22 protein-coding genes and 2 pseudogenes are annotated in these 26,480 nt (G+C 69.7%); 19 read left to right on the plus strand and 5 right to left on the minus strand.

Annotated features, from left to right (window positions below; translation table 11 throughout):
* Positions 1–58: 58 nt before the first annotated feature.
* Positions 59–274, plus strand: coding sequence for an I78 family peptidase inhibitor (locus OHA11_RS37635; protein WP_266504001.1), 216 nt, complete (start codon positions 59–61; stop codon positions 272–274).
* A gap of 154 nt (positions 275–428) precedes the next feature.
* On the opposite strand, the gene OHA11_RS37640 is transcribed toward OHA11_RS37635, so the two are convergent.
* Entirely contained in the window at positions 429–1,451 is a 1,023-nt protein-coding gene (locus OHA11_RS37640; protein WP_266504003.1) for a phosphatase PAP2 family protein, read from the minus strand.
* Positions 1,452–1,688: 237 nt separating this feature from the next.
* Positions 1,689–2,858, minus strand: coding sequence for a glycosyltransferase family 39 protein (locus OHA11_RS37645; RefSeq protein ID WP_266504005.1), 1,170 nt, complete (start codon positions 2,856–2,858; stop codon positions 1,689–1,691).
* 436 nt (positions 2,859–3,294) lie between these two features.
* Here OHA11_RS37645 and OHA11_RS37650 point away from each other — a divergent pair, with 436 nt between their 5' ends.
* Both OHA11_RS37650 and OHA11_RS37655 read left to right on the plus strand, forming a co-directional pair.
* Positions 3,295–4,917 carry an MFS transporter gene (locus OHA11_RS37650; RefSeq protein WP_266504007.1) on the plus strand — a complete coding sequence of 541 codons (1,623 nt, stop codon included), beginning with the start codon at positions 3,295–3,297 and terminating at the stop codon, positions 4,915–4,917.
* Between the two features lie 318 nt (positions 4,918–5,235).
* Positions 5,236–6,408 (plus strand): acyl-CoA dehydrogenase family protein, encoded by a 1,173-nt coding sequence (locus OHA11_RS37655; RefSeq protein ID WP_266507731.1) that lies wholly within the window; start codon positions 5,236–5,238, stop codon positions 6,406–6,408.
* A gap of 49 nt (positions 6,409–6,457) precedes the next feature.
* Here the strand turns inward: OHA11_RS37655 and OHA11_RS37660 are convergent, their stop codons facing one another.
* On the minus strand, positions 6,458–6,904 hold the full coding sequence (locus tag OHA11_RS37660; RefSeq protein ID WP_266504008.1) for a cell division protein SepF: 447 nt from the start codon (positions 6,902–6,904) through the stop codon (positions 6,458–6,460).
* Positions 6,905–7,194: 290 nt separating this feature from the next.
* On the opposite strand from OHA11_RS37660, the gene OHA11_RS37665 reads away from it, so the two are divergent.
* From OHA11_RS37665 to OHA11_RS37710, 10 genes and pseudogenes are all read left to right on the plus strand, one after another.
* Positions 7,195–8,367 (plus strand): DUF5685 family protein, encoded by a 1,173-nt coding sequence (locus tag OHA11_RS37665; RefSeq protein ID WP_266504010.1) that lies wholly within the window; start codon positions 7,195–7,197, stop codon positions 8,365–8,367.
* A gap of 638 nt (positions 8,368–9,005) precedes the next feature.
* Positions 9,006–10,850 (plus strand): FAD/NAD(P)-binding domain-containing protein, encoded by a 1,845-nt coding sequence (locus OHA11_RS37670; RefSeq protein WP_266504012.1) that lies wholly within the window; start codon positions 9,006–9,008, stop codon positions 10,848–10,850.
* Positions 10,851–10,955: 105 nt separating this feature from the next.
* Positions 10,956–11,837: an amino acid ABC transporter permease gene (locus tag OHA11_RS37675; protein WP_266504014.1), complete on the plus strand. Its 882-nt coding sequence runs from the start codon at positions 10,956–10,958 to the stop codon at positions 11,835–11,837.
* A 62-nt stretch (positions 11,838–11,899) separates the two neighbouring features.
* Positions 11,900–12,684: pseudogene (locus OHA11_RS37680) on the plus strand (amino acid ABC transporter ATP-binding protein).
* Between the two features lie 90 nt (positions 12,685–12,774).
* A complete protein-coding gene (locus OHA11_RS37685; protein WP_266504015.1) occupies positions 12,775–13,746 on the plus strand; it encodes an ABC transporter substrate-binding protein in 972 nt (323 codons plus the stop codon).
* Positions 13,747–13,832: 86 nt separating this feature from the next.
* Positions 13,833–14,948: an LLM class flavin-dependent oxidoreductase gene (locus OHA11_RS37690; protein WP_266504017.1), complete on the plus strand. Its 1,116-nt coding sequence runs from the start codon at positions 13,833–13,835 to the stop codon at positions 14,946–14,948.
* Positions 14,945–16,282 carry an NtaA/DmoA family FMN-dependent monooxygenase gene (locus tag OHA11_RS37695; protein ID WP_266504019.1) on the plus strand — a complete coding sequence of 446 codons (1,338 nt, stop codon included), beginning with the start codon at positions 14,945–14,947 and terminating at the stop codon, positions 16,280–16,282. The genes OHA11_RS37690 and OHA11_RS37695 overlap by 4 nt, the downstream gene beginning before the upstream one ends.
* Positions 16,283–16,286: 4 nt before the next feature.
* The gene (locus tag OHA11_RS37700; RefSeq protein ID WP_266504021.1) at positions 16,287–17,147 is read left to right on the plus strand and encodes a DUF1684 domain-containing protein; all 861 of its coding nucleotides are present in this window, start codon (positions 16,287–16,289) and stop codon (positions 17,145–17,147) included.
* Positions 17,148–17,384: 237 nt separating this feature from the next.
* Positions 17,385–18,290: a S1 family peptidase gene (locus OHA11_RS37705; RefSeq protein WP_266504022.1), complete on the plus strand. Its 906-nt coding sequence runs from the start codon at positions 17,385–17,387 to the stop codon at positions 18,288–18,290.
* A gap of 254 nt (positions 18,291–18,544) precedes the next feature.
* Positions 18,545–18,817: a hypothetical protein gene (locus OHA11_RS37710; protein WP_266504023.1), complete on the plus strand. Its 273-nt coding sequence runs from the start codon at positions 18,545–18,547 to the stop codon at positions 18,815–18,817.
* Positions 18,818–18,886: 69 nt separating this feature from the next.
* Here OHA11_RS37710 and OHA11_RS37715 read toward each other — a convergent pair whose 3' ends face one another.
* Positions 18,887–19,768 carry an alpha/beta fold hydrolase gene (locus OHA11_RS37715; RefSeq protein ID WP_266504025.1) on the minus strand — a complete coding sequence of 294 codons (882 nt, stop codon included), beginning with the start codon at positions 19,766–19,768 and terminating at the stop codon, positions 18,887–18,889.
* Between the two features lie 89 nt (positions 19,769–19,857).
* On the opposite strand from OHA11_RS37715, the gene OHA11_RS37720 reads away from it, so the two are divergent.
* Together OHA11_RS37720 and OHA11_RS37725 are read left to right on the plus strand one after the other, a co-directional pair.
* A complete protein-coding gene (locus OHA11_RS37720; protein ID WP_266504026.1) occupies positions 19,858–20,874 on the plus strand; it encodes a slipin family protein in 1,017 nt (338 codons plus the stop codon).
* Positions 20,875–21,159: 285 nt separating this feature from the next.
* The gene (locus OHA11_RS37725) at positions 21,160–22,242 is read left to right on the plus strand and encodes a S1 family peptidase (RefSeq protein ID WP_266504028.1); all 1,083 of its coding nucleotides are present in this window, start codon (positions 21,160–21,162) and stop codon (positions 22,240–22,242) included.
* A gap of 259 nt (positions 22,243–22,501) precedes the next feature.
* On the opposite strand, the pseudogene OHA11_RS37730 reads toward OHA11_RS37725, so the two are convergent.
* Positions 22,502–22,687: pseudogene (locus tag OHA11_RS37730) on the minus strand (FBP domain-containing protein); the annotation flags it as partial.
* Between the two features lie 71 nt (positions 22,688–22,758).
* Between OHA11_RS37730 and OHA11_RS37735 the strand changes: the two are divergent.
* From OHA11_RS37735 to OHA11_RS37750, 4 genes are all read left to right on the plus strand, one after another.
* A complete protein-coding gene (locus tag OHA11_RS37735) occupies positions 22,759–23,328 on the plus strand; it encodes a TetR/AcrR family transcriptional regulator (RefSeq protein WP_266504031.1) in 570 nt (189 codons plus the stop codon).
* Positions 23,329–23,422: 94 nt separating this feature from the next.
* On the plus strand, positions 23,423–24,598 hold the full coding sequence (locus OHA11_RS37740; protein ID WP_266504034.1) for a GDSL-type esterase/lipase family protein: 1,176 nt from the start codon (positions 23,423–23,425) through the stop codon (positions 24,596–24,598).
* A gap of 137 nt (positions 24,599–24,735) precedes the next feature.
* Positions 24,736–25,476: a 2-phosphosulfolactate phosphatase gene (locus OHA11_RS37745; protein ID WP_266504036.1), complete on the plus strand. Its 741-nt coding sequence runs from the start codon at positions 24,736–24,738 to the stop codon at positions 25,474–25,476.
* Positions 25,477–25,542: 66 nt separating this feature from the next.
* Positions 25,543–26,376, plus strand: a complete 834-nt coding sequence (locus OHA11_RS37750) for an SDR family oxidoreductase (protein ID WP_266504039.1) — start codon at positions 25,543–25,545, stop codon at positions 26,374–26,376.
* Positions 26,377–26,480 lie beyond the last annotated feature (104 nt).

The raw sequence follows: 26,480 nt of genomic DNA on the forward strand, positions 1-26,480 counted from the left end.
GACGGAAGGTGGCGGGCCCGGGCTTCCCCGTCCGCATTCCGCCGCCTAACGTGGCGGCATGGCACCGATTCCCACTCCTCCCGCAGAGCCCTCGGACACCCCGGACGCGTACGTCGGACTGGAGGCGAGCGGCGCCGAACGACTGGCCCGTGAACGCGGTTGGTCCACGGTACGGTCGCTGCCGCCGGGCGCGATCATCACGATGGAGTACCGCGTGGGGCGGCTGAACTTCGAGGTCACCGGCGGTCGGGTGACGCGCTGCTGGAAGGGTTGACCGTCCGCCACCCGTCCGCACCTGTCCACCACGTTGTCCGCCACCTGTCCGGACAACGTGCAGCATGGCGAAGGCCCCGGCTCCAGAAGCCGGGACCTTCGCCATGCGCGGGGCGTGGTGTGTGCGTACCGGCCCCGCCGTCCGTTGTTCCTGCTCAGCCGCCCGTCAGCGGGCGGGCCGAGGTGGTGCCACGTGTCACTCGGTCCGACTGCGGAGGCCTGCGGCTTCCGATGGGCGTCACCGGCGTGCGCTCCGAGCGGGCCAGATGCGGGCCGGGCGCCAGATAGCCCGGCGGGCGGGGCGGCAGGGAGGCGGCCACCGGCTCGCGTACGGCGGGCTCCGCTTCGGCCGGGCTGCCGAGCGGGGAGAGCGTCACGGGAGCGTCCACCGGGGCGGCCGGAACCGGCGCGGTGCCGCGCCGGCGGGCGCGCCAGGCGTCGCGCAGGTCGAAGATGGCGGTCTCGGCGCGCGCGATCAGCGGCTCGCACCAGGGCAGCGCGAGGAGGATCAGCAGACCCGCGGCCCAGCCGAGCACCACGTCGCTCAACCAGTGCGTACCGAGGTAGACCGTGGTCAGGCCGACGCCGAGGGAGACCACGGCGGAGATGGCCGACAGCCAGCGGCGGGCCCACGGCGTCGAGGCCAGATAGGCGAGGATGCCCCAGGTCACGACGGCGTTCGCGGTGTGGCCCGAAGGGAATATGTCGCCGCCCAGCCACATCTCGTTCGAGCCGACGTTGGTCGCGTAGTGCGGGCCGAGGCGGCCCATGCTGAGCTTGGCGGCGCCCACCGTGATGTTCAGCAGCAGCAGCGAGACGCCCAGCGTGAGCAGCGGGCGCAGGGTGTGCTGCCGCCAGGAACGCCAGCCCAGCCAGGCCGCGATCATCACGGCGGTGGGGCCGCGCTGGCCCAGGACCACGTAATAGTCGAGGAAGGCGTGGATCTCCGGCCACTGCTGGTAGGGCCGGAAGAACATGACCTGCCAGTCGAACCGGACCAGCCACGACGTGATCACGATGGCCCACACGATGGCGACGTAGAAGGCGAGCGTGGACGCGAAGAGGACCACTCGGTGCCGGCTCATCCTGGGCACGTCGATGTGGGCCGGTCGTTCCGGCTCACGGTCCAGCCGGGCGAAGACCCGGTCCAGACGAGTCAGCTTTCGTTCGGTACGCACTCAATCGACGTTACAGCGAGTGAGGTGTGTTCCACGTCGAAGCACCCTCTTTGTGATGACGATGTGATGTGGCATTGCTCTCAGGAGGGGGTTTATTTCCTTGGATTATGGAATGCCTCGTGCGCTCTTCCTTCCATTCGATTGATCATTCCAATGTGAAGTTTTATGGTGCTTTTGAATTCGTTCACCGAATGCTTGCGTGGGCGTCTCCGGCTGCTCACCCGCGACATCGGGTGTTCATGGTGGACCGGAGCCGTTCAGCCAGAAGGCGCCGTACGCCGCCGAAGCCAACGCCACACCGCCCAGCACCCACGCCGACCTGGAGGTTCGCAGCCGGGCCAGAGCCAGGGCGAGGGGCAGCAGCAGGGGGAAGGCGGGCAGCAGAAGGCGTGGTTTCGAGCCGAAATAGCTCGATGCGCACAGGGCGAGGGCGGTGACGACCCCCGCGTACACCAGAAGCGGCAGCGGCTGCCGCTGCCGTACGCAGATCACGTACAGCCAGATCAGCAGGCCGACTCCGATGATCAGGGCGGTTCCGGCGAGGGCCGACGGGAACGAGGTGAACTTGTCGGCGACGAAGCGGGCGAAGGCGTAGCCGCCGTCAAAGCCGTTGCGCCAGCCCGCCTGGACGTCGAGATAGCCCAGCGGGCCCTTCCCCGTGCGATGGCCGACCCACAGGACGTAGCCCCCGGCGCCGAGGGGCGCGACCAGCATCGCCAGGGCGCGCCGCAGGCGCAGCGCGCTGTCCCGCGCCGGAACACCCCGTTCCCGTACGAACGAGGCAATCGCCGTCACCCACACGGCCGCGACCACCGCGGCGCCCACCGGGCGGGTCAGGCCCGCCAGCGAGGCGAGCAGGCCCGCGGTCAGCCAGCGGCCGGTCAGGACCGCGTACAGCGACCAGGCCGCGAGCGCGGTGAACAGCGACTCGCTGTACGCCATCGACTGGACGATGCCGACGGGCAGGACCGCCCACAGCAGGACCGCGCAGATCCCGGCCCGTCCTCCGTACACATGGTCCGCGACCGCGAAGATCCCCCAGGCCGCGGCGAGCGAGGCCAGCACGCTGACCAGCAGGCCCGCGTCCGCGTACGAGAGCGGGGTGACCGCGGCGACGGCCCGCTCCAGCCAGGGCAGCAGCGGGAAGAACGCCAGGTTCGAGTGCACGTCCCCGTTGGGCAGGCGCACCTCGTGGCCGTAGCCGAACTCGGCGATCCGCGTGTACCAGAGGGAGTCCCAGCGGGCCGAGAGCAACTGGTGCGGGCTCTTGTCCCGGGCGGCGCTCCATACGGCCAGCGCCACCAGGCCCAGCGCGCGCACCGCCGCGTAGCCGAGGAGAGCGGGCGCGGCACGGCGCCCGCCCGGACCCGCACGGGGCGGCACGACGGGCGTTTCAAGATCGGTCACGGGCTCGATTATCGACGCCGCCCGGAACCGGGGGCCCCGCGCGGGGCGTGCTCGGACACATGGGAGCGTGGTGCATGCCACACGCGTCTTAAGGGAACGTGAGAGGTCCGCCACCTGACATTGGCGGGAACTCGCGTACTCTGGCGAATCACTCGCCTTTGTGCTGGGCCCTGTCGTCAAAGTGCCGTCGGCCGCCCGCAGGGCGAGCCGCGCGGTGTCCGGTGCGTGCGATCGCAGGGCGCCGGAAGGGTCTCGTAGCGGAGCTACTAGGATCTTCCGGCAACGCCGCGAGTGTGCGTGCCGGACATCGCGCGGCAGTCGGCACTTTGACGACAGGGCCCAGAGGCCGGGACACCGCTCCTCCCGAGCCGCAGCCGCAGGGAGTCCCCACCCAGCGGATCCGCCGAACGCGAGGGAACATCTGGGAGGTACGTACATGTCCGGGACGACCACGGCCGCTGCGCGTTGCCGTCGGGAAGCCGGGGCCGGTGCAAACCGCTGGGTCGTCCTCATCGTCCTCTGCGTCAGTCTGCTGCTGGTCGCCGTCGACGCCACCGTGCTGCACGTCGCCGTGCCCGCCGTCACCGAGGACCTCACACCCGGCGCGATAGAGCTGCTCTGGATCGTCGACATCTACCCGCTGGTCTGCGCCTCGCTGCTGATTCTCTTCGGCACGCTGGGTGACCGCATCGGCCGCAGGCGCGTCCTGCTCCTCGGGTACGCCCTCTTCGGCGTCGCGTCCGCCATCGCGGCCTTCGCGGACAGCGCCCAGGTGCTCATCGCGGCGCGCGCCCTGCTCGGTGTCGGCGGCGCGATGATCATGCCCGCGACGTTGTCCATCCTGCGGCAGGTCTTTCCCGACCGGCACGAACGGGCGCTCGCGATCGGCGTCTGGAGCGCCGTCGCCGCGGTGGGCGCGGCCGTCGGCCCCCTGCTCGGCGGGTTCCTGCTCGAACACTTCTGGTGGGGCTCGGTCTTCCTCATCAACATCCCGCTGATGCTCGTCAGCCTGCCCGTCGGGCGGCTGCTGCTGCCCGAGTCGACCGGTGACGGCCACGGCCCGTGGGACGTCGTCGGCGCGCTGATGGCCGCGGCGGGCCTCTTCGGCGTCGTTCTCGGCGTGAAGCGGCTCGGCGCCGGGGAGGCCCCGCTGAGCGTCTTCACGGCGCTGCCGCTCGTCGTGGGCGCCGGGCTCCTCGTCCTCTTCGTATGGCGACAGCGGCGGCGTCGGCATCCGCTGGTCGATCTGAAGATGTTCGCGCGGCCCGCGTTCAGTACGTCCGTCGGGTGCATCGTGCTCGCGATGCTCGCGCTCGTCGGTCTTGAGCTGATCGCCGCGCAGTATCTCCAGCTCGTACTGCGCCTCTCTCCGCTGGAGACCGGGCTGCGGCTGCTGCCGCTCACCGTCGCCGCGATGGCCGCGGGTCTTGTCGGGGCGAAGATGCTCCAGCGGTTCGGGCCGCGGACCATGGTCTGTTCCGGGTTCTGCCTCACCGCCGCGGCGGTCGCCATGCTGACCGGGATGGGCAGCCATGACAACGCTCCACTGCTGCTGTCCGGGTTCCTGCTGCTGGGGTTCGGGCTGGAGGTGACGCTCTTCGGGGCGTACGAGTCGATGCTGAGCGAGGCTCCGCAGGAGCAGGCCGGTGGGGCGGCGGCGATCGGGGAGACGTCGTACCAGCTCGGGGCGGGGATCGGGATCGCGCTCCTCGGGAGCGTGATGAACGCCTCGTACGCGCCCGGGCTGGCGTCCGTTCCCGGGGTGTCCGCTGCGGAGTCGGCTGCGGCGGGGCACTCGTTGGGGGAGGCGTACGAGGTCGCTGCGGGGCTTGGCGGGGGGCCGGGGGAGGCGTTGCGGCACGCTGCTCGGCATGCGTTCGTGCATGGGCTGCATGTGACGTTGCTGGTGAGTGTGGGGTTGTTGTTGCTGGGGGCTGTGATGGCTCTGCGGTTGCCTCGGGTCATGGAGTGTGGGGCCGGGGTCGAGCTGCCGGCGCCTCGGGACGCGCTGGAGGCGCGGGAGGCGGAGGTCTCGCTGCGGGTGGAGTCTGTCGGCTGAGGGGTTCGTTGTGGCCCGGGCCCAAGACTCTCTCCCGCCCACGCACCGCCCGTTCAGCCCGCTCATCCCGTACGGGTTTCCCGCGGGGGCACCGCACCGCCGGCGGCTGCGGGCTCGTGCCGGGTGAAGCTCCCTGGGTGAGCCCCGGGCCTCGCCCCTCCACGTAAGGTGCCGTGGTTCTGGACGTGTGTTGCGGTGCGTCGTAGCGTCTGACTTCGTCCGTGATTAACAGTGCTAGTTTTTCGTACCGGAGGCCCCGCCGTGTCCGCTTCCTCCTCCTCTTCCTCTTCCTCTTCCTCTCCTTCCCCCTCCTCGAAGCTGCCCCCCTTCGATCCCGCCGACCTCCTCGGTATCGATGACCTGTTGAGCGCGGAGGATCTGGCGGTTCGGGGGACCGTGCGTGACTGGGCGGCTGATCGGGTGCTGCCCTATGTCGCCGAGTGGTACGAGAAGGGGGAACTGCCCGGGATTCGGGAGCTGGCGCGGGAGTTGGGGGAGATCGGCGCGCTGGGGATGTCGCTCGACGGGTACGGGTGTGCCGGGGCCTCCGCCGTGCAGTACGGGCTTGCCTGTCTGGAGCTGGAGGCCGCCGACTCCGGGATCCGGTCGCTCGTCTCCGTGCAGGGATCGCTGGCGATGTACGCCATCCACCGCTTCGGGAGCGAGGAGCAGAAGCAGGCGTGGCTGCCGCGGATGGCCGCCGGTGAGGTCATCGGGTGCTTCGGGCTCACCGAGCCCGATCACGGGTCCGATCCCGGAGGCATGCGGACGTACGCAAAGCGGGACGGTTCGGACTGGGTGCTCACCGGGCGGAAGATGTGGATCACCAACGGGTCCGTGGCGGGCGTGGCCGTTGTGTGGGCTCAGACCGATGACGGGATCCGGGGGTTCGTCGTGCCTACCGACCGGCCCGGGTTCTCCGCGCCCGAGATCAAGCACAAGTGGTCGCTGCGCGCCTCGGTCACCAGTGAACTGGTCCTCGATGAGGTTCGGCTGCCCGCGGACGCTGTGCTGCCCCAGGTCACCGGGCTCAAGGGGCCGCTCAGCTGTCTGTCGCACGCCCGGTACGGAATCGTGTGGGGCGCGATGGGCGCCGCGCGGTCGAGTTTCGAGGCTGCGGTCGAGTACGCGAAGACGCGCGAGCAGTTCGGACGGCCCATCGGCGGCTTCCAGCTCACCCAGGCCAAGCTCGCCGACATGGCGGTCGAACTGCACAAGGGGATTCTGCTCGCCCATCACCTGGGGCGGCGCATGGACGCGGGACGGCTCCGTCCCGAGCAGGTCAGTTTCGGCAAGCTCAACAACGTACGAGAAGCGATCGACATCTGCCGTACGGCACGCACGATTCTCGGCGCCAACGGGATCTCGCTCGAATACCCCGTCATGCGGCATGCCACGAATCTCGAATCGGTGCTGACCTACGAGGGCACCGTCGAAATGCACCAGTTGGTACTGGGCAAGGCGCTCACCGGTCTCGACGCGTTCCGGTAGGACCATTCCTACCGCGACGCCAAGAAGTGGCCCCGGTGAGCGGCCCTGCTCAGCTCTGGTTGAAGAAACCGTCCGGCCGACGGCCGACGGGCTCCCCGCTGACGATCTCGGTGTCGGCGGGGGTCAGTAGGAAAACCCGGTTCGACACGCGCTCGATCGAGCCGCGCAGGCCGAAGATCAGGCCGGCCGCGAAGTCGACGACGCGCTTGGCGTCGGCGGCCTCCATGGCCGTGAGGTTCATGATGACGGGGACGCCGTCGCGGAAGAGCTCGCCGATGCCACGGGCGTCCCGGAAGCTGTCCGGGGTGACCGTGCCGATCCGGCGGCCCTTGTCCTCGGCCGCGTCCGACGCCACCTTCACGCGCGGATCCGTGACCCAGGCATCTCTGGCCCCGGTCTCGGACCCTTCGGCGTAGTTGTCGTCGTCGTAGTAACGCTCGTCATCGTTGTCGTCGACGAGGCCAAGCCAGGCACTCGCCTTGCGCACCGATCCCATGGACGCCTCCTCTCACAGCGGTGTTTCTTTTCTCCGCATCCCCATGGTCGTGCATGATGCGGATGTCGCGCCAAGGGGATAGACGCCGCGCGGGGGTTTCGTGACGGTACTGGTGCACAGCGAATTCGTCGAGAGCCCGCGTACCCCAAGGGTCGTGCCGTACACCGCTGCTGACTGAGAGTGAAATATGATTCTTCACGGCGGACGGGTGACGACTAGGGCATATGGGTGAACGGGGTGATCGGTACGATGCCGCAGCTCAACGTCCTGCACACATCGGGGGGATCATCGTGTTCGGAATCGTCAGACCCTGCCGCCATCGGCTTGGAGAAAGACTCAAAACCCAATGGATGGCGCATTTGTGCGGGCTGTGTCTCGCACTGCGCGGGGATCACGGGCAGTTCGCGCGGGTCGTCACGAACTATGACGGCTTGCTGATATCCGTTCTGACGGAGGCTCAGGCGGAACGGGCCACAGGATGGCGGCGCACGGCCGGGCCCTGTCCATTGCGCGGAATGCGGAGTGCCTCGGTCGCTCAGGGTGAGGGAGCCCGTCTCGCCGCCGCCGTCTCGCTGGTGCTCGCCTCGGCGAAGGTGCGCGACCACGTGGCCGACGGGGACGGGCTGTTGGCCCGCCGGCCGGTGGCGCTCGCGGCCCGCCGCGTCGCCACGAACTGGGGGCGGGCGGGTGCCCGGACCGGTTCCGACGTCGGCTTCGACACCGCCGTGCTGGTCGACGCCGTCGACCGGCAGGTGGGCATCGAGGCGCTCGCCGGGCCCGGCACCCCGCTGCTGACCGTCACCGAACCGACCGAGACCGCGACCGCCGCGGCCTTCGCGCACACCGCGATCCTGGCCGGGCGGCCCGGCAACGCGGAACCGCTCGCCGAGGCCGGCCGGCTCTTCGGACGGCTCGCCCACCTCCTGGACGCCGTGGAGGACAGGGAAACTGACGCCGCGTCGGGCGCCTGGAATCCCCTGACCGTCACTGGTACGTCCCTCCTGGAGGCCCGGCGGCTCGCCGACGACGCGCTGCACGGGATACGGCTCGCGCTGCGGGAGGCGGAATTCGCGGACGCGAAGCTGGCGCATGTGCTGCTCGCCCATGAGCTGCGGAACGCGGTGGACCGGGCCTTCGGCACCGCCGCGTGCTCGCACCACCAGGCCGAGTTGTACGGGCCGCCTCCCGGCAATCCGTACGCGCCGTCCGGGCCCGGCGGTCCGCCGCCGCCTCCCGAGCCGCCACGCCGTGACCGGCGCGGACTCCTCGCGGGCTGCGCCGTGTGGATGGGCCTGGCCTGTACGTGCCAGCTGTGCTGCTGCGACTACGACGACCCGTGGAGCGGGGAGCGCAAGGAGGGATTCTGGCAGCGGTGCGACGACTGCAGCGACTGCTGCGACAGCTGTAACTGCTGCGGCAATTGCTGTGACGGGTGCGGATGCGATTGCGGTTGCAGCGGCTGACTCTCCTCTCCAGGAGGAGGCTGCTCCCCTTCCCCCTGGAGAGGGGAAGGGGAGCAGGCGAGATGAACAGAAAGAAGAGAAAAAGAAGAGAGAAAGAAGAGAACAGGAGAAGCGCGAGGGGAGGAGTGCGCGTGTGAAGGCGTGGAGAAAGGTGGGAAACGCTTAAGGCGCCCGCCCATGAAGGGCTCGGGCGCGCAGGGGGTCAGCTCAACAGGACGAGGACCACACTCGACCGAAGTCGATGTGGGAGCGCGTGACCAGCCACTGCTGCGAATGCATGAGAGCAAGTGGAACAGGCATCCGGTTTGGCGTCAACTGACGTGAGACGTATCGCTCACAGTGTGGACAGCCTTGACACCGAGGGGAAACGCCCCCGTACTCTCGGTGGACGGCCCTGCTGAGGGGCTCGGCCGTGCACGCCGTACGACGTCCTCGTGGCGTCCGCGTGATTCGCGTGACCTGTGTGAAGGCACCACCCGTGTTCGACTCGACGTATCACGGAGCCTTCGCATGTCCTCGCAGACCCTTACCAAGGTGGCCGCGCCGGAAGTCGCGGTGCCCTTGCCCATCGTCCCGTGGCGCCGTCCCGGTCTCACCACCCTCAGTCCGACCCTTCGTGTGTCCCGGGCGGGCTCCCGGTGAGGCCGTCGATCGTCATTGTGGGAGCCGGGCCGCGGGGGACCGGACTCCTGGAGCGGATCGCCGCCAACATGCCCGAGCTGTACGACGGTTCGGGGCAGACCGGTCCGAGGCATGCCGTTTCGGCGCAGACCGTTTCGAGGCAGGCCGGTTCGGAGCAGGCCGCAGCGGGGCTCGACATTCATCTCGTCGATCCCTTTCCGCCGGGCGGTGGCCGGATCTGGCGCGAGGCGCAGCCACCGCTGCTGTGGATGAACTCCGAGGCCCAGGACGTCACGATGTTCACCGACGAGACGGTCGACATGGCCGGGCCGGTGCGCGGGGGCCCCACGCTGCACGAGTGGGCCGCACTGGACGGCCGTGTCTTCGCGGACCGGCAACGGCAGGGCACGTACCTGCGCTGGGTCTTTGAGCGGACCGTCGCCGCGCTGCCGCCGGGTGTCCGCGTCCACCATCACCCCCGCCGTGCCCTGCGGGTCGGGGGTCCGCGCGAGGGGCGCCAGCAGGTGTGGCTGGAGGGCCGGCCGCGCCCGCTCCTCGCCGACCTGGTCGTCCTCACACTCGGCCATCTGGACGCCGAACTCGACGATGAACAGCGCGAGTTGGCCGCGTACGCCCGCGCCCACGACCTCGTCCACCTGCCGCCGGACTTCACCGCCGACAGCGACCTGTCCGCGCTCGCGCCGGGCGAACCGGTGCTCGTACGCGGTTTCGGGCTCGCCTTCGTCGACCTGATGGTGCTGCTCACGGAAGAGCGTGGCGGGCGCTACGAGCCGGGCCCGGACGGGGAGTTGACGTACCGGGCGTCCGGGCGCGAGCCCGTGCTGCACGTCGGGTCGCGGCGCGGGGTCCCGTACCACTCGAAGATCGGCTACGACCTGACCGGTGAACGGCCGCCGCTGCCACGGTTCTTCGGGCCGGGCGAGGTGGACGCACTGCTCGCGCGTCCCGAAGGCTTCGACTTCCGGCGGGACGTGTGGCCGCTCGTCGAGAAGGAACTGGGCTTCGCGCACTACCACCGGCTGTTCACGGTGCACCCCGAGCGCACGGGCATGGCCTGGGCGGACTTCGAGGAGAAGTACGCGGCCGGTGACAGCGCCGAGATCCAGGGCCTGGTCGCCTCGGCCGTGCCCGATCCCGCCGACCGGCTCGACCTGTCCGCGCTCGACCGTCCGCTGGACGGGGTGCATCATGCCTCGTACGACGCACTCCAGGATGGTCTGCGGGCCTACATCGAGGGGGATCTGACCCGGCGTCATGATTCCGCGCACAGCCCGGATCTGGCCGTCTTCTTCGGACTCCTCTCCGTCTACGGGCAGTTGGTGCGGCTCGGTGACATCGGGTCCTGGTGGCACGGCTTCTTCAGCTATCTGGCGTCCGGGCCGCCCGGACCGCGGCTGCGGCAGATGCTCGCCCTGTCCCGGGCCGGAGTGCTCAGGTTCCTGGGCGCCGACATGACCGTGACGGCCGCGGACGGCGTCTTCCGGGCCGGGAGCGCCACCGTGCCGGGGGAGTACGTCGAGGCGCGGGCACTCGTCGAGGCGCGGCTGCCGCACCCCACGGTCGAGCGGACCCGCGACTCGCTGCTGCGCGAGCTGCACGCCGAAGGAGCCGCGGCCACGCCCGAGGGGCTGCTCGCCGTGGACCCCGCCGACGGGCGCGTCCTCGACCGCTCCGGCACCCCGCATCCCCGGCGCTTCGCGCTCGGGCCGCACACCGACGCCCGGGGCTCCGGCGCGTTCACCCGGCCGCGCACCGGAGGGCCCGCCTTCCGGCAGAACGACGCCACGGCGCGTGCCGCGCTGGCCTTTCTGCGCGCGCTGTCCTGTAGCGCCGCCGCGTAACCACGCCTCGCGTCACCGCACCCGTGTTGCCACATCCCGCGTAGCCACGCTCCGCGTCACCACACCCCCGCGCATTTCTCGCGCCCAGAGGACCAGAGGACTCCCATGTCGCTGACCAGTGATCCACCCCTTGCCAGAACATCCGCCGAGCCCGAGGACTACGGCGCGCTCAAGGTGGTGCCCGTACGCCATCCCTGGCGCTGGGCAGCGGTGGTCGTGACCGCCGTGCTGCTCGCCCAGTTCGCCCACGGGCTCGCCACCAACCCCGGCTGGGAGTGGGAGGTGTTCGTCGAGTTCTTCACCGCCGAGGTGATCCTCAAGGCGGTCTGGGTCACGCTTCAACTCACCTTCTACGGAACGGCGTTGGGCTTCGCCCTCGGTATCGTCCTCGCGTTCATGCGGCTGTCGGCGAGCCCGTTCCTGAAGGCCGTCTCCTTCGCGTACATCTGGGCGTTCCGGTCGATCCCGCTGATCGTGCAGCTGCTCTTCTGGTTCAACCTCGCCTATCTCTACAAGGAGTTGGAGTTCGGTATCCCCTTCGGGCCCGGCTTCTTCTCCTTCGACACGATGGGTCTGGTCGGCGCGATGAGCGCGGCGGTGCTGGGGCTGGCCCTGCACCAGGCCGCGTACGCCGCGGAGATCGTGCGCGGTGGCGTACTGGCCGTCGACAGCGGGCAGTTGGAGGCGGCCGCCGCGCTCGGCATCCCCAGGCTCCGGCAGATCCGGCGGATCGTGCTGCCGCAGGCGATGCGCTCCATCCTGCCGAACGCCGCCAACGAGGTGATCTCCCTCTTCAAGGGCACCTCGATCGTCTCCGTCATGGCGATCGGCGAACTCTTCTACCAGGTCCAGGTCATCTACGGCCGCAACGGCCGGGTCGTACCGCTGCTCATGGTCGCGACCGCCTGGTACATCCTCCTGACCACCGCGCTCTCGGTCCTCCAGCACTACGTCGAACGGCACTTCGCGAAGGGAAGCACCCGATGAGCGTGCCGCGCGCCGCGGACGGGGCGACCGCCGCCGTCCCCACGGCCTCTCCCCTCTCTCCCATGGTCGACATCAAGTCCGTGCACAAGAGCTTCGGCACGCTCGAAGTCCTCAAGGGCGTCGACCTGGAGGTGCGGGCCGGTGAAGTCACCGTCATTCTCGGCCCGTCCGGCTCGGGCAAGTCCACGCTGCTGCGCACCATCAACCACCTGGAGAAGGTCGACCAGGGCTGGATCAGCGTGGACGGATCGCTGGTCGGATACCGGCGCTCCGGCGACAGGCTGTACGAGCTGCGCGAGCGGGAGATCCTCCGACAGCGCACCCGGATCGGGTTCGTCTTCCAGAACTTCAACCTCTTCCCGCATCTCACGGTGCTGGAGAACGTTGTCGAGGCCCCGGTCTCCGCGCTGAAGCGGCCCCGCAAGGACGTCACCGTGACCGCGCGCGGGCTGCTCGACCGGGTCGGACTCGCCGACAAGGCCGACGCCTACCCGAAGCAGCTCTCCGGCGGACAGCAGCTGGGGGTACCCCCAGGCCCTTAAGGCACTGGGGGAGCGTGGCCATCGCCCGCGCGCTCGCCCTGGAGCCGAAGCTGCTGCTCTTCGACGAGCCGACGTCCGCGCTCGACCCGGAGCTGGTCGGTGAAGTCCTCGACGTCATCAAGGACTTGGCCCACCAGGACACCACGATGATCGTCGTCACGCACGAGATCGGCTTCGCCCGCGAGGTCGCCGACACCGTCGTCTTCATGGACGACGGCCGCATCGTCGAACAGGGCACCCCCGGTGACGTACTCGACCGGCCGCGGCACGAGCGCACCCGCGCTTTCCTCTCCAAGGTTCTCTGATCTCTCCGAGGTCCCCTGAGCCTTCTCTCTCCCCAACTCCCCACCCCTGTTTGTCCCTTGTCCGTCCCTTCTCATTTCAGGAGTTCATCCGTGATATCCCGACGCACCCTCGCCGCCTCCGTCGTCGCCCTCGTCGTCGCCCCGCTGCTCAGCGCCTGCGGCGGTGACAGCGACGCGGCGACCGGGACGGGCACCTCCGGGACCAAGCAGGCCGGCGGCGTCAACATCGGCCCGGAGCAGAACCGGATCCGCGCCAAGAAGGTCGACGAGATCGCCTCGCTCGTCCCGGCGGACATCCGCAAGCGCGGCACGCTGAAGCTCGGCCAGAGCGCCGACGCCTCGCCGCCACTCGGCTTCTACGCGACCGACGACAAGACCAGAATCGGCTCCGAGATCGACCTCGCGACCCTCGTCGCCGACACCCTCGGCCTGAAGCTCGACAACGAGGAGGTCTCCTGGGAGAACCTCTTCGTCGGCCTCGACAGCGGCAAGTTCGACGCCGTCTTCTCGAACGTCACGGTCACCGAGGAGCGCAAGGAGAAGTACGACTTCGCGACCTACCGCCTCGACAACATCGCGTTCGAGGCGAAGAAGGGCACCGACTGGAAGATCCAGGGTCCCGAGGACGTCGCGGGCAAGACGATCGCGGTCAGCTCCGGCACCAACCAGGAGAAGATCCTCGTCGACTGGAGCAAGCAGAACGAGAAGGCGGGCCGCAAGCCCGTCGACATCAAGTACTTCCAGAAGGACACGGACTACTACCTCGCTCTCCAGTCGGGCCGTATCGACGCCTACCTGGGCCCCAGCCCCTCCGCCGCCTACCACGTGGCCACCGCGAAGCAGTCGATCGTCGTGGGCACGCTCTCCGGTGCCGGGGACGGCCTCCAGGGCAAGATCGCCGCCACCACGAAGAAGGGCAGCGGGCTCGTCGACGCGTACGCGGCGGCCCTCGACCACGTGATCGAGGACGGCAGTTACGAGCGTGTGCTCAAGCGCTGGGGCCTGTCGAGCGAGGCCGTGCCGAAGTCGGAGATCAACCCGCCGGGTCTGCCGAAGATCTAGGAAACCGCCGTTCCCCGTCGCCGCGGCGACCTGCCGCGGCGGCCGGGAGTTCCTCCAACGGAAGTAGCCCAGAAAGGTTCTCTCCCATGACGCCACCGAACGGCCGGGGGCTCCTGCACCTGGCCGCCGCCGTCGATCAGGAGGCGGCCTGCGACGCCTCCGGATACGTCGAGTTGGCGGGGCTCGCGGAGCGCGGCGGGCTCGACTTCGTGACGCTCGGCGACTCCTTCGCGCGGCCCGGGCCCGACGCGCTCGCCGTGCTGTCGCGGGTCGCGCCCGCCACCGCGCGGATCGGTCTGGTGCCGACCGTCACGACCACCCACACCGAGCCGTTCCAGGTCCAGGCGGCCGTGGCCACCCTCGACTGGGTCAGCCGTGGCCGCGCAGGCTGGCGGGTCGATGTGTCGACGACCGAGGGCGAGGCCCGCCTTTTCGGCCGACGGCATGCCGCCCCCGCCGACACGCTGTGGCACGAGGCGGGCCAAGTCGCCGACGTGGCCTGCCGGTTGTGGGACAGCTGGGAGGACGACGCCGAGATACGCGACGAGACGACCGGCCGCTTCATCGACCGCGACAAGCTGCACTACGTCGACTTCGAGGGCGCCTCCTTCTCCGTACGCGGACCGTCGATCGTGCCGCGGCCACCGCAGGGGCATCCGGTGCGGGTCGTCGACGCCACGGACCGGCACGCCCGTGAGGCCGCCGCCCGGCACGCCGACGTGGCGCTGGTCCAGGGTGTGAACCCCGCACAAGTCGCCGCCGTACGCGCCGAGTTGCATGCTCTGGCCCTCGCGCACGGCCGCGATCCGGACGAGCTGCGCGTGCTCGCGGCCCTCACCGTCGACCTCGGTGACGGCGAGCGCGCGGCCGAGCCGGGCCACGGCGGGGGCGGCCCACGGCAGACCGCGCAGGGCCCGCTGTACCGCGGCGGCCCCGTCGACCTCGCCGAACTGATCGTCGTCTGGCACGGGACCGGCGCCGTCGACGGCTTCCACCTCACACCCCTCGAACCGCGCCGCGACCTGGAACGCCTGGTCAACGGCACGGTGGCGGTGCTCCAGCACCGCGGACTCTTCCGCACCTTCTACCCGGGCAGCACGCTCCGCGAGCACCTGGGCCTGGCCCGCCCCGCCAACCAGTACGCCATGACAGCCGGGACAACCGAGACAGCCGGGACAACCGTGACAGGGGGAGCGTCATGACCGCACCCACGCCTGGCCGTAAGTCCCGCGGCCGGAAGCCGCCCGACAAGCACCTTCATCTGGCCGCGCACTTCCCCGGTGTCAACAGCACCACCGTCTGGGCCGATCCGCGGTCGAAGTCGCAGATCGACTTCGCGTCCTTCGAGCATCTCGCGCGCACCGCCGAACGAGGGCTGTTCGACTTCTTCTTCCTCGCCGAGGGGCTGCGGCTGCGCGAGCGCAAGGGGCGCATCCACGACCTGGACGTGGTCGGACGGCCCGAGTCGATCACCGTACTGAACGCGCTCGCCGCCGTCACCGAGCGGCTCGGGCTCGCCGCCACGGTCAACGCGACCTTCAACGAACCGTACGAACTCGCCCGCAGGCTCGCCACGTTGGACCACCTCAGCGGGGGCCGCGCCGCCTGGAACGTGGTGACGTCCTCCGACGCCTTCACCGGCGAGAACTTCCGGCGCGGTGGTTTTCTCGACCGGGCGGACCGGTACTCGCGTGCCGCCGAATTCGTCGAGGTCGCACGGGAGTTGTGGGACTCCTGGACACCGGACGGAGTCTCGCGTCCCTTCGCCCATCGCGGCCAACACTTCGACATCGCGGGCGAGTTCACCGTCCCGCGCTCGCCGCAGGGCCACCCGGTCGTCATCCAGGCCGGGGACTCGCCGGAGGGCCGCGAGTTCGCCGCGTCGGCCGCCGACGTCATCTTCACGCGGCACGGAAGCCTGGAGGCGGGGCGCGAGTTCTACGCCGATGTGAAGGGCCGCCTCGCCCGGTACGGCCGTGCTCCCGAAGACCTGAAGATCATGCCCGGGGTCACCTTCGTGCTCGGCGACACCGCCGCCGAGGCACAGGAGAAGGCCGCCGAGGTCAGGCGGCAGCAGGTCTCGCCGCAGAACGCGCTCCTCGCCCTGGAGCAGATCTGGGGCGTCGACCTCTCCTCGTACGACCCCGACGGCCCCCTCCCCGACGTCGACCCGGTGCCGGACACCGGACTCGTCCAGGGCAGGGTGCGGGTCGCCGACCCGTTCGCGGTGGCCGCGAAGTGGCGGGCCCTGTCGCGCGAGAAGGGCCTGTCCATCCGGCAGACCGTGATCGAGGCGTCCGGCCGGCAGTCCTTCATCGGCACTCCCGGTGCGGTCGCCGCCGAGATCGACGAGTTCGTACGGACCGACGCGGCCGACGGCTTCATCCTCGTGCCGCATCTGACGCCGGGCGGCCTCGACGAGTTCGTGGACCGGGTCGTACCGCTCCTCCAGGAGCGGGGCGCGTTCCGGACGAAATACACCGGAACGACACTGCGCTCACACCTCGGGCTGCCGGAGCCCGTGTGGAAGGGTTGATCACATGACGACGGAACACGTGACGACGGAACACGGCGCGGTCGAACACGGCGCGGTCGAACACGGGGCGGTCGAACACGGGGCGGCGGAAGCCTCCGAGGACTGGAAGCACTGGCACGAGCACCGCGTCGAGACGGTGTCCGCGCCCCACGGCCCGCTCGCTCTCAGTGGCACGCACTGGATCGAGGACTATCCGGAGGGGCGCCTTCCGGACATGCCCGGCCGGTGGGCCGCGGACGGCGACGCGGTCGTGCTGACCGCCGCGGCGGCCGACGGCCTCCTCGTGGACGGACGGCCCTTCACCGGTGAGGTCCGGCTCGGGGCCGACCCGGGTCCGGCCGCCGAGGCCCGGGTCGCGTACGCCGAACGCCGGTTCGCCGTCCTCGTACGCGAAGGGGTCTGGGGCGTACGCGACTTCGACCCCGCCTCCCCGGCCCGGCACGAGTTCCGGGGCATCGAGGCCACGCCGTACGATCCGCGCTGGTCGGTGCCGGGCCGCTTCATACCGTACGAGGAGGACCGGACCGTGCGCGTGGCGAACGCCGACGGGCGGGAGCGCGGGCTCGGGCTCGGCGGTGAACTCGCCTTCCGGCTCGACGGGCAGGACCTGACGCTTCAGGTGGCGGTCCAGGCGGACGGCTCGCTGTGGGCTGTTTTCGGCGATGCGACCAGTGGGAACGGCAGTTATCGTTTCCGGTTCCTGCGCACGGCGGCTCCGGACGCCGAGGGGCGCACGACGGTGGACCTCAACCGGTCCCTGCTCCCGCCCTGCGCATTCGCCGACCACTTCATCTGCCCATTTCCGCCGCCGGGCAATACGCTCGGCGCGGCGATTGCCGCGGGGGAGCGCGATCTGCTCCGATAATCCGCACGCAATCCACACATCGGCGCCGATGAGATCAACTCCCACGGGACATACGTAAGTTGAACGCCGTACGGCCGAAAGGCGCCCTTGCGCCCGTCGGGTGTGCGGTCGAATACTCCCCCCAGCGCCTTGTCAGGGGCACGGCGTGTCCGGTATCCGGGCATTCTTCCTCTGGCGTGCGCCTCACGGGCCCCGACCCCACGCGGGCCCCCGACTTCCCTTTGGAGGGAATGAACAGTGAGGACCAAGCGCACTACCCCCCGCAGCGGTATCGCGAGACGGACCCGGCTGATCGCAGTGGCCTCCGGACTCATGGCCGCAGCCGCATTCACCATCCCTTCCGCGAACGCGAGCGACGCGCAGACGTTCAGCACCTCCCAGCTGAAGAGCGCCAGCTCTTCGGTGCTCAAGGCCGATGTGCCGGGCACCGCATGGGTGACCGACGCCAAGACCGGCAAGGTCGTGGTCACGGTCGACAGCACCGTCTCCAAGGCGGAGATCGCCCAGATCAAGCAGGCCGCGGGCACCAACGCCGGCGCCCTGCAGATCAAGTCCACCCCGGGCAAGTTCAACAAGCTGATCAAGGGCGGCGACGCTATCTATGCGAGTAGCTGGCGCTGCTCGCTCGGCTTCAATGTCAAGAACAGCGCGGGAGCCGACTACTTCGTGACCGCCGGTCACTGCACCGACGGCGCCGGTACCTGGTGGTCGAACTCCGGGCACACCACCACCCTCGGCACGACGGCCGGCTCCAGCTTCCCGACCAACGACTACGGTCTGGTGCGCTACACCAACACCACGGTCGCCAAGGAAGGCACCGCGGGCAGCGTGAACATCACCAGCGCCGCCACCCCGGCCGTGGGCACGAACGTCATCCGCACCGGTTCCACCACCGGCACCCGCACCGGACGCGTCACCGCCCTCAACGCGACCGTGAACTACGGCGGCGGCGACATCGTCTACGGCATGATCCAGACCAACGTCTGCGCCGAGCCCGGCGACTCCGGCGGTTCGCTCTACGGCAGCAACGGCGTCGCCTACGGTCTGACCTCCGGCGGCAGCGGCAACTGCACCTCCGGCGGCACCACGTTCTTCCAGCCGGTCACCGAGGCGCTGGCCGCCTACGGCGTCAGCGTATTCTGACCGGTACGCGACACATCGACACCCGCGTGACCTGACTGCAGCCAGCAGCAGACGAGCCCCCGCCCGCCGTTCGCGGTGCGGGGGCTCGTCCTTGGCCGTGCGGGATCGCCCGGGTGCACGAGAACGACCGGGGGAACAGGGAAGTGGCTTCCGAAGCACGCCGTGGTGGAGCGGGTGGAGTACCAACTCGGGCCGCACGACGGGGCTCCCGGGGCCTGGACCGACCACGCGGGCTGCTGAGGGAGCTCGCCGCGGTGAGGCTCGTGCACGGCAAGCACTACCGGCAGATGTTCGTCGGCGCGGGCTTCCCCCTGCCGGGCGCCACCGGGTACGAGGCCGCGCCCCACGGCGCGTACACCCAGCGGTTCGTCGACGAGATCGACGAGATCGACGAGCTGCGGCTTCGGCTGCGGGTGACGGACGCCGTGGGCGACAGCCATGAGCGGGTGATGGACCTGATGCGCGGGGCACGGCTGGAGCGGCCGGGGACCGCGGGAAGCGGGCTCATAGTGGGGCCCGGAGTGTGAGGTGGCCGCCCGGAGCGTGAAGTGGTTTCGGGGCGTGAGTTGGTTCGGGGCGTGAGGCGGTGGCCCGGGTCAGGTGTCGGTCCGTGGTGTCGCGCACAGCCAGTCCAGTACGTCCGGGAGGGCCTCCAGAGCTGAGAAGTGGCTGCCCTTCGGGTCCAGGACCGGGCGGGCGCGGGGGATGTGCTCGGCCAGCCACTCGAAGTGGCCCACCGGGGAGAAGGTGTCCTCGGCGCCGTGCCACAGCAGCACGGGGCGGGTGATCCGCGCAGGGTCGAAGCCCCAGTGGCTCAGCAGCGCGAGGGTGTCGTCGAGCCAGCCGTAGGCCGACTCGCGCAGTGCCTCACGGTAGTTGCGCAGCAGCATCTCGCTCACGGCCGGAGTGGAGACGATCCGGCGGTCGGTGTCGGTGAGGCCGTCCCTGATCGACGCGAGGAGCTGTGCCGGGTCCGCGCGGATCGCGGCGGCCCGGGCGGCGAGCCGGTCCGCGAATTCCAGGGGGTCGGTGAGCGCCTGCGTGAACTCCTCGACGGTGGACGTCGCCATCCCGTCGAACCAGTTCAGCGTCTCGGCGACAGGCGGCGCGAGACTCGCCATCGCCGCCACCCGGCGCACCCGCGAGGGCAGCAGCGCCGCGCAGGCCAGCGCGTGCGGGGCACCGCCCGAGCGGCCGAGCACCGCGAACCTCCCGAGCCCGAGCGCGTCGGCCAGCGCCGCCACGTCCCGCGCGGCCTGCGCCACCCGGCGTCCGGGACCGCGGTCCGAATCCCCGTACCCCGGCCGGTCGTACGCGATGAACCGCGCCCCGGGACGCTCGGCCATCAGCTCCGGCGGTACCACCCCGAGCCGGCAGCCCGGTGTGCCGTGCAGCAGTACCACCGGGCTGCCGTCCGGGTCCCCCCACTCCTCGAACGCCAGCAGTCGTCCGTCCCGCATCCGTATCCCGTTCGGCACCTCGGTCCTCCATCTCCCCTTCGCGTGCGCGCCGGAGTTACCGTCGAAGTACACACCTATTGCGCTCGATACGGACCCTGGGGGTCGTAATGGTCGAGGAGCTGGTGACGGCGGGAGTGGCCCTCGTGTCCGTCGGAGCGGTGTACGCGATGGCGGCGGCCCGCGTCGTCAAACAGTACGAACGGGGCGTGGTGCTCCGGCTCGGCAAGCTGCGATCCGGGGTGCGTGGTCCGGGATTCACCATGATCGTGCCCTTCGTGGACCGGCTCCAGAAGGTCAACATGCAGATCGTGACGATGCCGGTGCCCGGGCAGGACGGCATCACGCGGGACAACGTCACGGTGCGAGTGGACGCTGTCATCTACTTCAAGGTGGTGTCCGCCGCCGACGCGGTCATCCAGGTCGAGGACTACCGGTTCGCGGTCTCGCAGATGGCGCAGACGTCACTGCGGTCGATCATCGGCAAGAGCGAGCTGGACGATCTGCTCTCCAACCGCGAGAAGCTCAACCAGGGCCTGGAGCTGATGATCGACAGTCCGGCCGTGGAATGGGGTGTCTCCATCGACCGCGTCGAGATCAAGGACGTGTCGCTGCCGGAGACGATGAAGCGGTCCATGGCCCGGCAGGCGGAGGCCGACCGCGAGCGGCGGGCCCGGGTCATCAACGCGGACGCCGAACTGCAGGCCTCCAAGAAGCTGGCGGAGGCCGCCGGAGTGATGTCCGAGCAGCCCGCCGCGCTGCAACTGCGGCTGCTGCAGACGGTGGTGGCGGTCGCGGCCGAGAAGAACTCCACGCTCGTGCTGCCCTTCCCCGTCGAGCTGCTGCGCTTCCTGGAGCGGGCGCAGCAGCCGGTACAGCAACAGCCGGCGCAGCAGGCGGCGCCTCCCGCGCCCCCCGCGCCTCAGGTGGGGCAGCCGTCGGACCGGACGGCTCAGACGCAGCCGTCGTTGCCCGAGGCGCAGCAGCGTCCGATCCAGCCACAGGAGCTGTCGGCGCAGGCGCAACAGCTGTTGGCGCAGTGGCAGCAATCGGTGCAGGAGCAACTTCCGCCCGTCGAGACACCGTTGGATCCGGACTTCGGAGGGTCGAAATCCGGACAGGACTAGACCTTACGGTCCGCCGTTCATTACTCGCTCGTAGTGTTTGCGATGGGGATCAACGTGGTGTGACAGCGACTTGTCAACGCGCGTCAACCGTGAGGGGGCGCGCGTCCGTTGTGGGGTGCGCGTCCTGAAGTCGACCTTGTGTGCTCCCGTCCGACCTCGGGATAGTGGTCGGCGTCCGTTGGCATGGACGCGGCTTTTTTTGTGAGTCGGGCCCATGCCCGCACGTCTTTCGGTCGCGATGGCCCCCACAGCCGCCGCGTCCGACCCCCCACAGGAGGACACAAGTTGAAGCACCGACGCATACCCAAGCGGCGGGTCGCCGTGGCGGGTGCGGGCATCGCCGCACTGGTCGTCGCGGGAGTCACCTTGCAGAGTGCGAACGCGAGTGAGGCCGCGCCCGCTCCCGAACTCAAGATCCTCTCGGTCACGGCGGCCGGAAAGCTCGCCTCGACGCTCGGCAAGGACCTCGGCGCGGACGCGGCGGGAACGTACTACGACGCAAAGGCGAAGAGCCTCGTCGTCAACGTGCTCGACAAGGCCGCGGCCGAAACCGTCGAGTCGGCCGGCGCCAAGGCCAGAATCGTCGAGAACTCCCTCGCCGAGCTGAAGGGCGCCCGTACGACCCTGAAGCAGGACGCGACCATCCCCGGCACCGCATGGGCGGTCGACCCGGCGACCAACAAGGTCGTCGTCACCGCGGACCGTACGGTCGCCGGTGCCGAGCTGACCAAGCTGACCAAGGTCGTCGACGGGCTCGGCGGCACCGCCGAACTCAAGCGCACGAAGGGGGAGTTCAAGCCCTTCGTCGCCGGCGGTGACGCCATCACCGGTGACGGCGGCCGCTGCTCCCTCGGCTTCAACGTGGTCAAGGGCGGCGAGCCGTTCTTCCTCACCGCCGGGCACTGCACCGAGGGGATCACCACCTGGTCCGACCCGTCCGGCACCGAGATCGGCTCGAACGCGGACTCCAGCTTCCCCGGCAACGACTACGGCCTGGTGAAGTACACCGCGGACGTGGACCACCCGAGCGAGGTGAACCTCTACAACGGTTCCGCTCAGGCGATCACGGGTGCGGCCGAGGCGACCGTCGGGATGGAGGTCACCCGCAGCGGGTCCACCACCCAGGTGCACGACGGATCGGTGACCGGACTGGACGCCACCGTGAACTACGGCAACGGCGACATCGTGAACGGGCTCATCCAGACCGACGTCTGCGCCGAGCCCGGTGACAGTGGCGGGTCGCTCTTCTCGGGGAGCAGCGCGATCGGACTCACGTCCGGCGGCAGCGGTGACTGCACCTCCGGCGGGGAGACCTTCTTCCAGCCGGTGACCGAGGCGCTGTCCGCCACGGGTACGCAGATCGGCTGACGGTTCCACTGAGTTCGGACCCCGTTCCCACCGGCCTGGTGGGGGCGGGGTTCTCGTGTTGTGCGGGGTGTCTGCGGGTTCGTTCGAAAGGTTCGAAGGGTTCGAAGGGTACGAAGGGGTGCCGCGGTGCTTCTCAGCAGCGCATCCCGGCAACGCGTCCGGCAGCGCATCCCGGCGCACATCCCGTACGGCAGGTGGGGTGTGCGTGGCCGACTGCTTCACGCGGCGACCTTGGCGATGAACGCGGTGAGTTTCGCGACGGACGGCCCTCCAGCTCGGCGGCGAGGTAGGCGCGGTCGGGGGCCTGGGGGTCGCGCCAGCCCAGGAAGTCCAGGTCGTCCCAGGGCCGCTCGGCCAGGTGGCGGGGGACGGGCAGCCGCTTCACCTCGCCCTTGGTGCAGTTCACGAACGCGGTACGGATCTCTTGCTCGGTCAGCGAGTTCATGAGCGGCAGGCTAATTTGCCTAAAGGCATTAGGCAAATGCATAATAGCTTTCGCTGAATGAGAGGAACGTTATGGTTCGAGCGGGACTGACGCCGGAGCGCCTGACCTGGGCGGGAGCGGAACTGGCCGACGAGGTCGGCTTCGACCAGGTGACCGTCTCGGCGCTCGCCCGGCGGTTCGACGTCAAGGTCGCGAGTCTGTACTCGCACCTGAAGAGTTCCCAGGACCTCAAGACCAGGATCGCCCTGTTCGCACTGGAGGAACTCGCCGACCGGGCCGCCGACGCCCTGGCCGGGCGGGCCGGCAAGGATGCCCTGGCCGCCTTCGCGGACGCCTACCGCGACTACGCCCGGGAGCACCCCGGCCGCTACGCCGCCGCCCGCCTCAGGCTCGACCCCGAGACGGCGGCCGCCGGCGCCGGGGTACGGCACGCACAGATGACACGGGCGATCCTGCGCGGCTACGACCTGACGGAGCCGGACCAGACACACGCGGTCCGGATGCTGGGCAGCGTCTTCCACGGCTACGTCAGCCTGGAGCTGGCCGGAGGCTTCAGCCACACCGCCGTCGACTCGCAGGAATCCTGGGCCTGGACCCTGGATTCGCTCGACGCTCTGCTGCGCAACCGGGCTGTGTCCTGACCGGAGGGGGCCGTATCGCCGGAGGCGGCGGCCTGCCGCGCCGTGCACGGGCGGATCCCCACCATCCGAAGATCTTGATCAACAGGCTGAGGCAATGAACGCTGAACACGACTGGATCACCACACCTGTCACCGCGGACCTGCTGCGCGGTTTCCTCGACGTGGAATCGACCGCGCACGGCCTGCTGCCGCATCGGCTGCCCGCTCGGGCGCGCCGGCAGATTCCCGACGACCGACTGGCCGTGGCCGAGGCCCAGCCCTCCGGCGTGCGGTTGGCCTTCCGTACCCGGGCCACCACCGTCGAACTGGACACGCTGCCCACCAAACGGGTCTACCGAGGTTTCCCGGCCCCGGCGGACGGCGTGTACGACCTGCTGGTCGACGGCCGTCTCGCTGCCCAGGCCACGGTGGCCGGCGGCAACGTCCGCACGATCACCGACATGGTCACCCAGTCCGTCGAACTGAGTGAAGGACCCGCGGGCACCGCCCGGTTCACCGATCTGCCGACGGGCGACAAAGACGTCGAGATCTGGCTTCCGTACACGGAGATCACCGAGTTGATCGCCCTGCGCACCGATGCCCCGGTCGAGCCGGCGCCGGACAGCGGGCGCAAGGTGTGGCTGCACCACGGCAGTTCCATCAGCCACGGCTCGAACGCCGCCCACCCGACCGCCATCTGGCCGGTCCTGGCCGCGGCCCGGGGCGGCGTGGAGTTGGTCAATCTGGGGTTCGGCGGCAGCGCGCTGCTCGACCCGTTCACCGCCCGTGCGATGCGGGACACCCCCGCGGACCTGATCAGCCTCAAGATCGGCATCAACGTCGTCAACGCCGACGCGATGCGCCTGCGCGCCTTCATCCCCGCGGCCCACGGCTTCCTCGACACCATCCGCGAGGGGCATCCGACCACGCCGCTGCTGGTCGTGTCCCCCGTCCTGTGCCCGGTCCAGGAGGACACTCCCGGTCCCCTCGCGCCCGACTTCGACGGCGTGACCCTGCGGTTCAAGGCCACGGGCGATCCAGCCGAACGCGCCGCCGGGCGCCTGACGCTCACCGTCATCCGCGAGGCCCTCGCCCGGATCGTCGAACAGCGCGCGGCTGACGACACGAACCTGCACTACCTCGACGGCCGTGACCTCTACGGCGAGAAGGACTACGCCGAATTCCCGCTGCCCGACGAGATCCACCCCGATCCGGCAGGACACCGCCGCATCGGCGAGAACTTCGCACGGCTCGTGTTCGGCGACGGGGGCCCGTTCGCCGGGCCGGTCTAGCCAGTACGAGGGCCGGTTCAGCAGTACCAAGTACGGTCTGGCAGTTCTAAGTACGGTCTAGCAGATCTAAGGCCGAGCCAGCGGTCCGCCATATTAATCGTGTCCTTCGGATGATCCAGGAGCCTCAGAATGGCGCGATGGACCATCACTTCGTTGGCATCCCGGAGTTGACCGGCGTTCCCCGTGTCGCAGTCGTCATCGACGTCATGCGCGCCTTCACCGTGGCTGCCTGGGGCTTCTCGCGTGGCGTCGAGAGGATCGTCCTGGCCTCGACGGAGAGTGAGGCACTTGCCTTGAAGGAGAGTCACTCGGGTTGGCTGGCTCTGAAGGACGGACCTCCGGCAGCGGGCTTCGACGCGGTGAACTCACCCGGCTTGCTCAGGTCACGCGATTTCGCCGGCCGCACGCTGGTGCAGAAGACGACGGCAGGAACCGTGGGCGCGCTGGCCGTCGCGAACGCGCCGCTGGTCCTGTGCGCGAGCTTCGTGGTGGCCGGCCCGACCGCGCGGTTCCTGCGGACGTTCCCGCAGACCAAGGATTCCGGTCCGGTGACGTTCGTTGTCACCGGCGAGGGAGGCCAGGCCGAAGAGGACCTGGCCTGCGCTGAATACATTGCTCAACGCATGGCCGGGGGTGATGTCGAGGCGGCCCCGTATCTCCACCGCGCGAGGACTTCTCGTGCCGCGGCAGACCTGGCCGGTGGGCTGCGGAGCGGATACCACCCGGACGATGTCGATCTCTGCCTGGAAATCGACAGGTTCTCCTTTGCGATGGTGGCTCGCCAGGAAGAGTCTCTGACGGTGCTCCGTCCCGTCCCGTCCTGGCCCGTCGCGTCCCGTTCCGTCGCGGGCAGCGGGAAGGACCCGGGGTCTCCTTGACCTGAAGTGCGATTGAGTTTCTAGCGTGTCCTCAAGTTGATCATCTGACGACAGGAGAACACGCCCGTGATCCTCGTGACCGGAGCCACCGGAAACATAGGACGTGCCCTGCTGAGGGAGTTGCAGGCATGCGGCGCGGGGCCGCTGAGAGGGCTCACCCGTGATGCCGCACGGGCCACATTCCCTCAAAACGTCGAGGCCGTTGAGGGCGATTTCGCGGAGCCGGAGTCATTGAAGCCCGCTCTGGAGGGGGTGCGTTCGCTGTTCCTCGTGTCGCGTCTGGGTTCGGATGCCGACATCCTCGACGCCGCCCAAGCGGCGGGTGTGGAGCATGTGGTGCTGGTGTCGTCCATCACCGCCCAGACCCATCCGCACCTGGGGCCCGCAAAGGAAAACCTGGCGGTCGAGCGGCTGCTCAAGGAAAGCGGTATGGCCTGGACGATTCTGCGGCCGACTCAGTTCGCCTCGAACGCTCTGATGTGGGCCGCGTCGATCCGTGACCGTGAGGCGGTCCGTGCGCCGTATGCGGACACCGGGCTGCCCACGATCCACCCCGCCGACATCGCGTCGGTGGCGCGGGCGGCTCTGACCGAGCCTGGCCACCAGGGGCGGACGTATGCCCTGACCGGTCCGGAGCCGGTGACCGCCCGGCAGCAGGTCGAGGCCATCGCGGCAGCACTCGGGCGGGATGTGCCCTTCATGGAGATCAGCCGGCAGGAGGCTCACGCTCGGATGGCCGCGGTCTTCGGGGACGAGGCCGCGGATGCCGTGCTCGATGTCACGGGCGGAGACGTCAACGACGAGCTGCTGGCGGTGCGCGACACGGTGTCACGGGTCACCGGCTCCCCGGCCAGACCGTTCCAGCAGTGGGCTGCGGAGAATGCCGGCATCTTCCGCTGAGACACCCGGCCCGTCGGCCTCGACGGTGCCATCCGCGCCCAACGACGCCATCCGCGCCCAACGACAAACGACATCGCATCCGGCCACGGAGGCTCCGTAAAAAC

This window comes from Streptomyces sp. NBC_00878, assembly GCF_026341515.1.
GTDB lineage: Bacteria > Actinomycetota > Actinomycetes > Streptomycetales > Streptomycetaceae > Streptomyces.

What these genes read in the sequence shown, in the direction of transcription:
- OHA11_RS37635 (WP_266504001.1), top strand. Translation starts at nt 59, where the DNA reads ATGGCACCGATTCCCACTCCTCCCGCAGAGCCCTCGGACACCCCGGAC.
- OHA11_RS37650 (WP_266504007.1), top strand. Translation starts at nt 3,295, where the DNA reads ATGTCCGGGACGACCACGGCCGCTGCGCGTTGCCGTCGGGAAGCCGGG.
- OHA11_RS37660 (WP_266504008.1), bottom strand. Translation starts at nt 6,904, where the DNA reads ATGGGATCGGTGCGCAAGGCGAGTGCCTGGCTTGGCCTCGTCGACGAC.
- OHA11_RS37675 (WP_266504014.1), top strand. Translation starts at nt 10,956, where the DNA reads ATGTCGCTGACCAGTGATCCACCCCTTGCCAGAACATCCGCCGAGCCC.
- OHA11_RS37690 (WP_266504017.1), top strand. Translation starts at nt 13,833, where the DNA reads ATGACGCCACCGAACGGCCGGGGGCTCCTGCACCTGGCCGCCGCCGTC.
- OHA11_RS37695 (WP_266504019.1), top strand. Translation starts at nt 14,945, where the DNA reads ATGACCGCACCCACGCCTGGCCGTAAGTCCCGCGGCCGGAAGCCGCCC.
- OHA11_RS37700 (WP_266504021.1), top strand. Translation starts at nt 16,287, where the DNA reads ATGACGACGGAACACGTGACGACGGAACACGGCGCGGTCGAACACGGC.
- OHA11_RS37720 (WP_266504026.1), top strand. Translation starts at nt 19,858, where the DNA reads ATGGTCGAGGAGCTGGTGACGGCGGGAGTGGCCCTCGTGTCCGTCGGA.
- OHA11_RS37735 (WP_266504031.1), top strand. Translation starts at nt 22,759, where the DNA reads ATGGTTCGAGCGGGACTGACGCCGGAGCGCCTGACCTGGGCGGGAGCG.
- OHA11_RS37740 (WP_266504034.1), top strand. Translation starts at nt 23,423, where the DNA reads ATGAACGCTGAACACGACTGGATCACCACACCTGTCACCGCGGACCTG.
- OHA11_RS37745 (WP_266504036.1), top strand. Translation starts at nt 24,736, where the DNA reads ATGGACCATCACTTCGTTGGCATCCCGGAGTTGACCGGCGTTCCCCGT.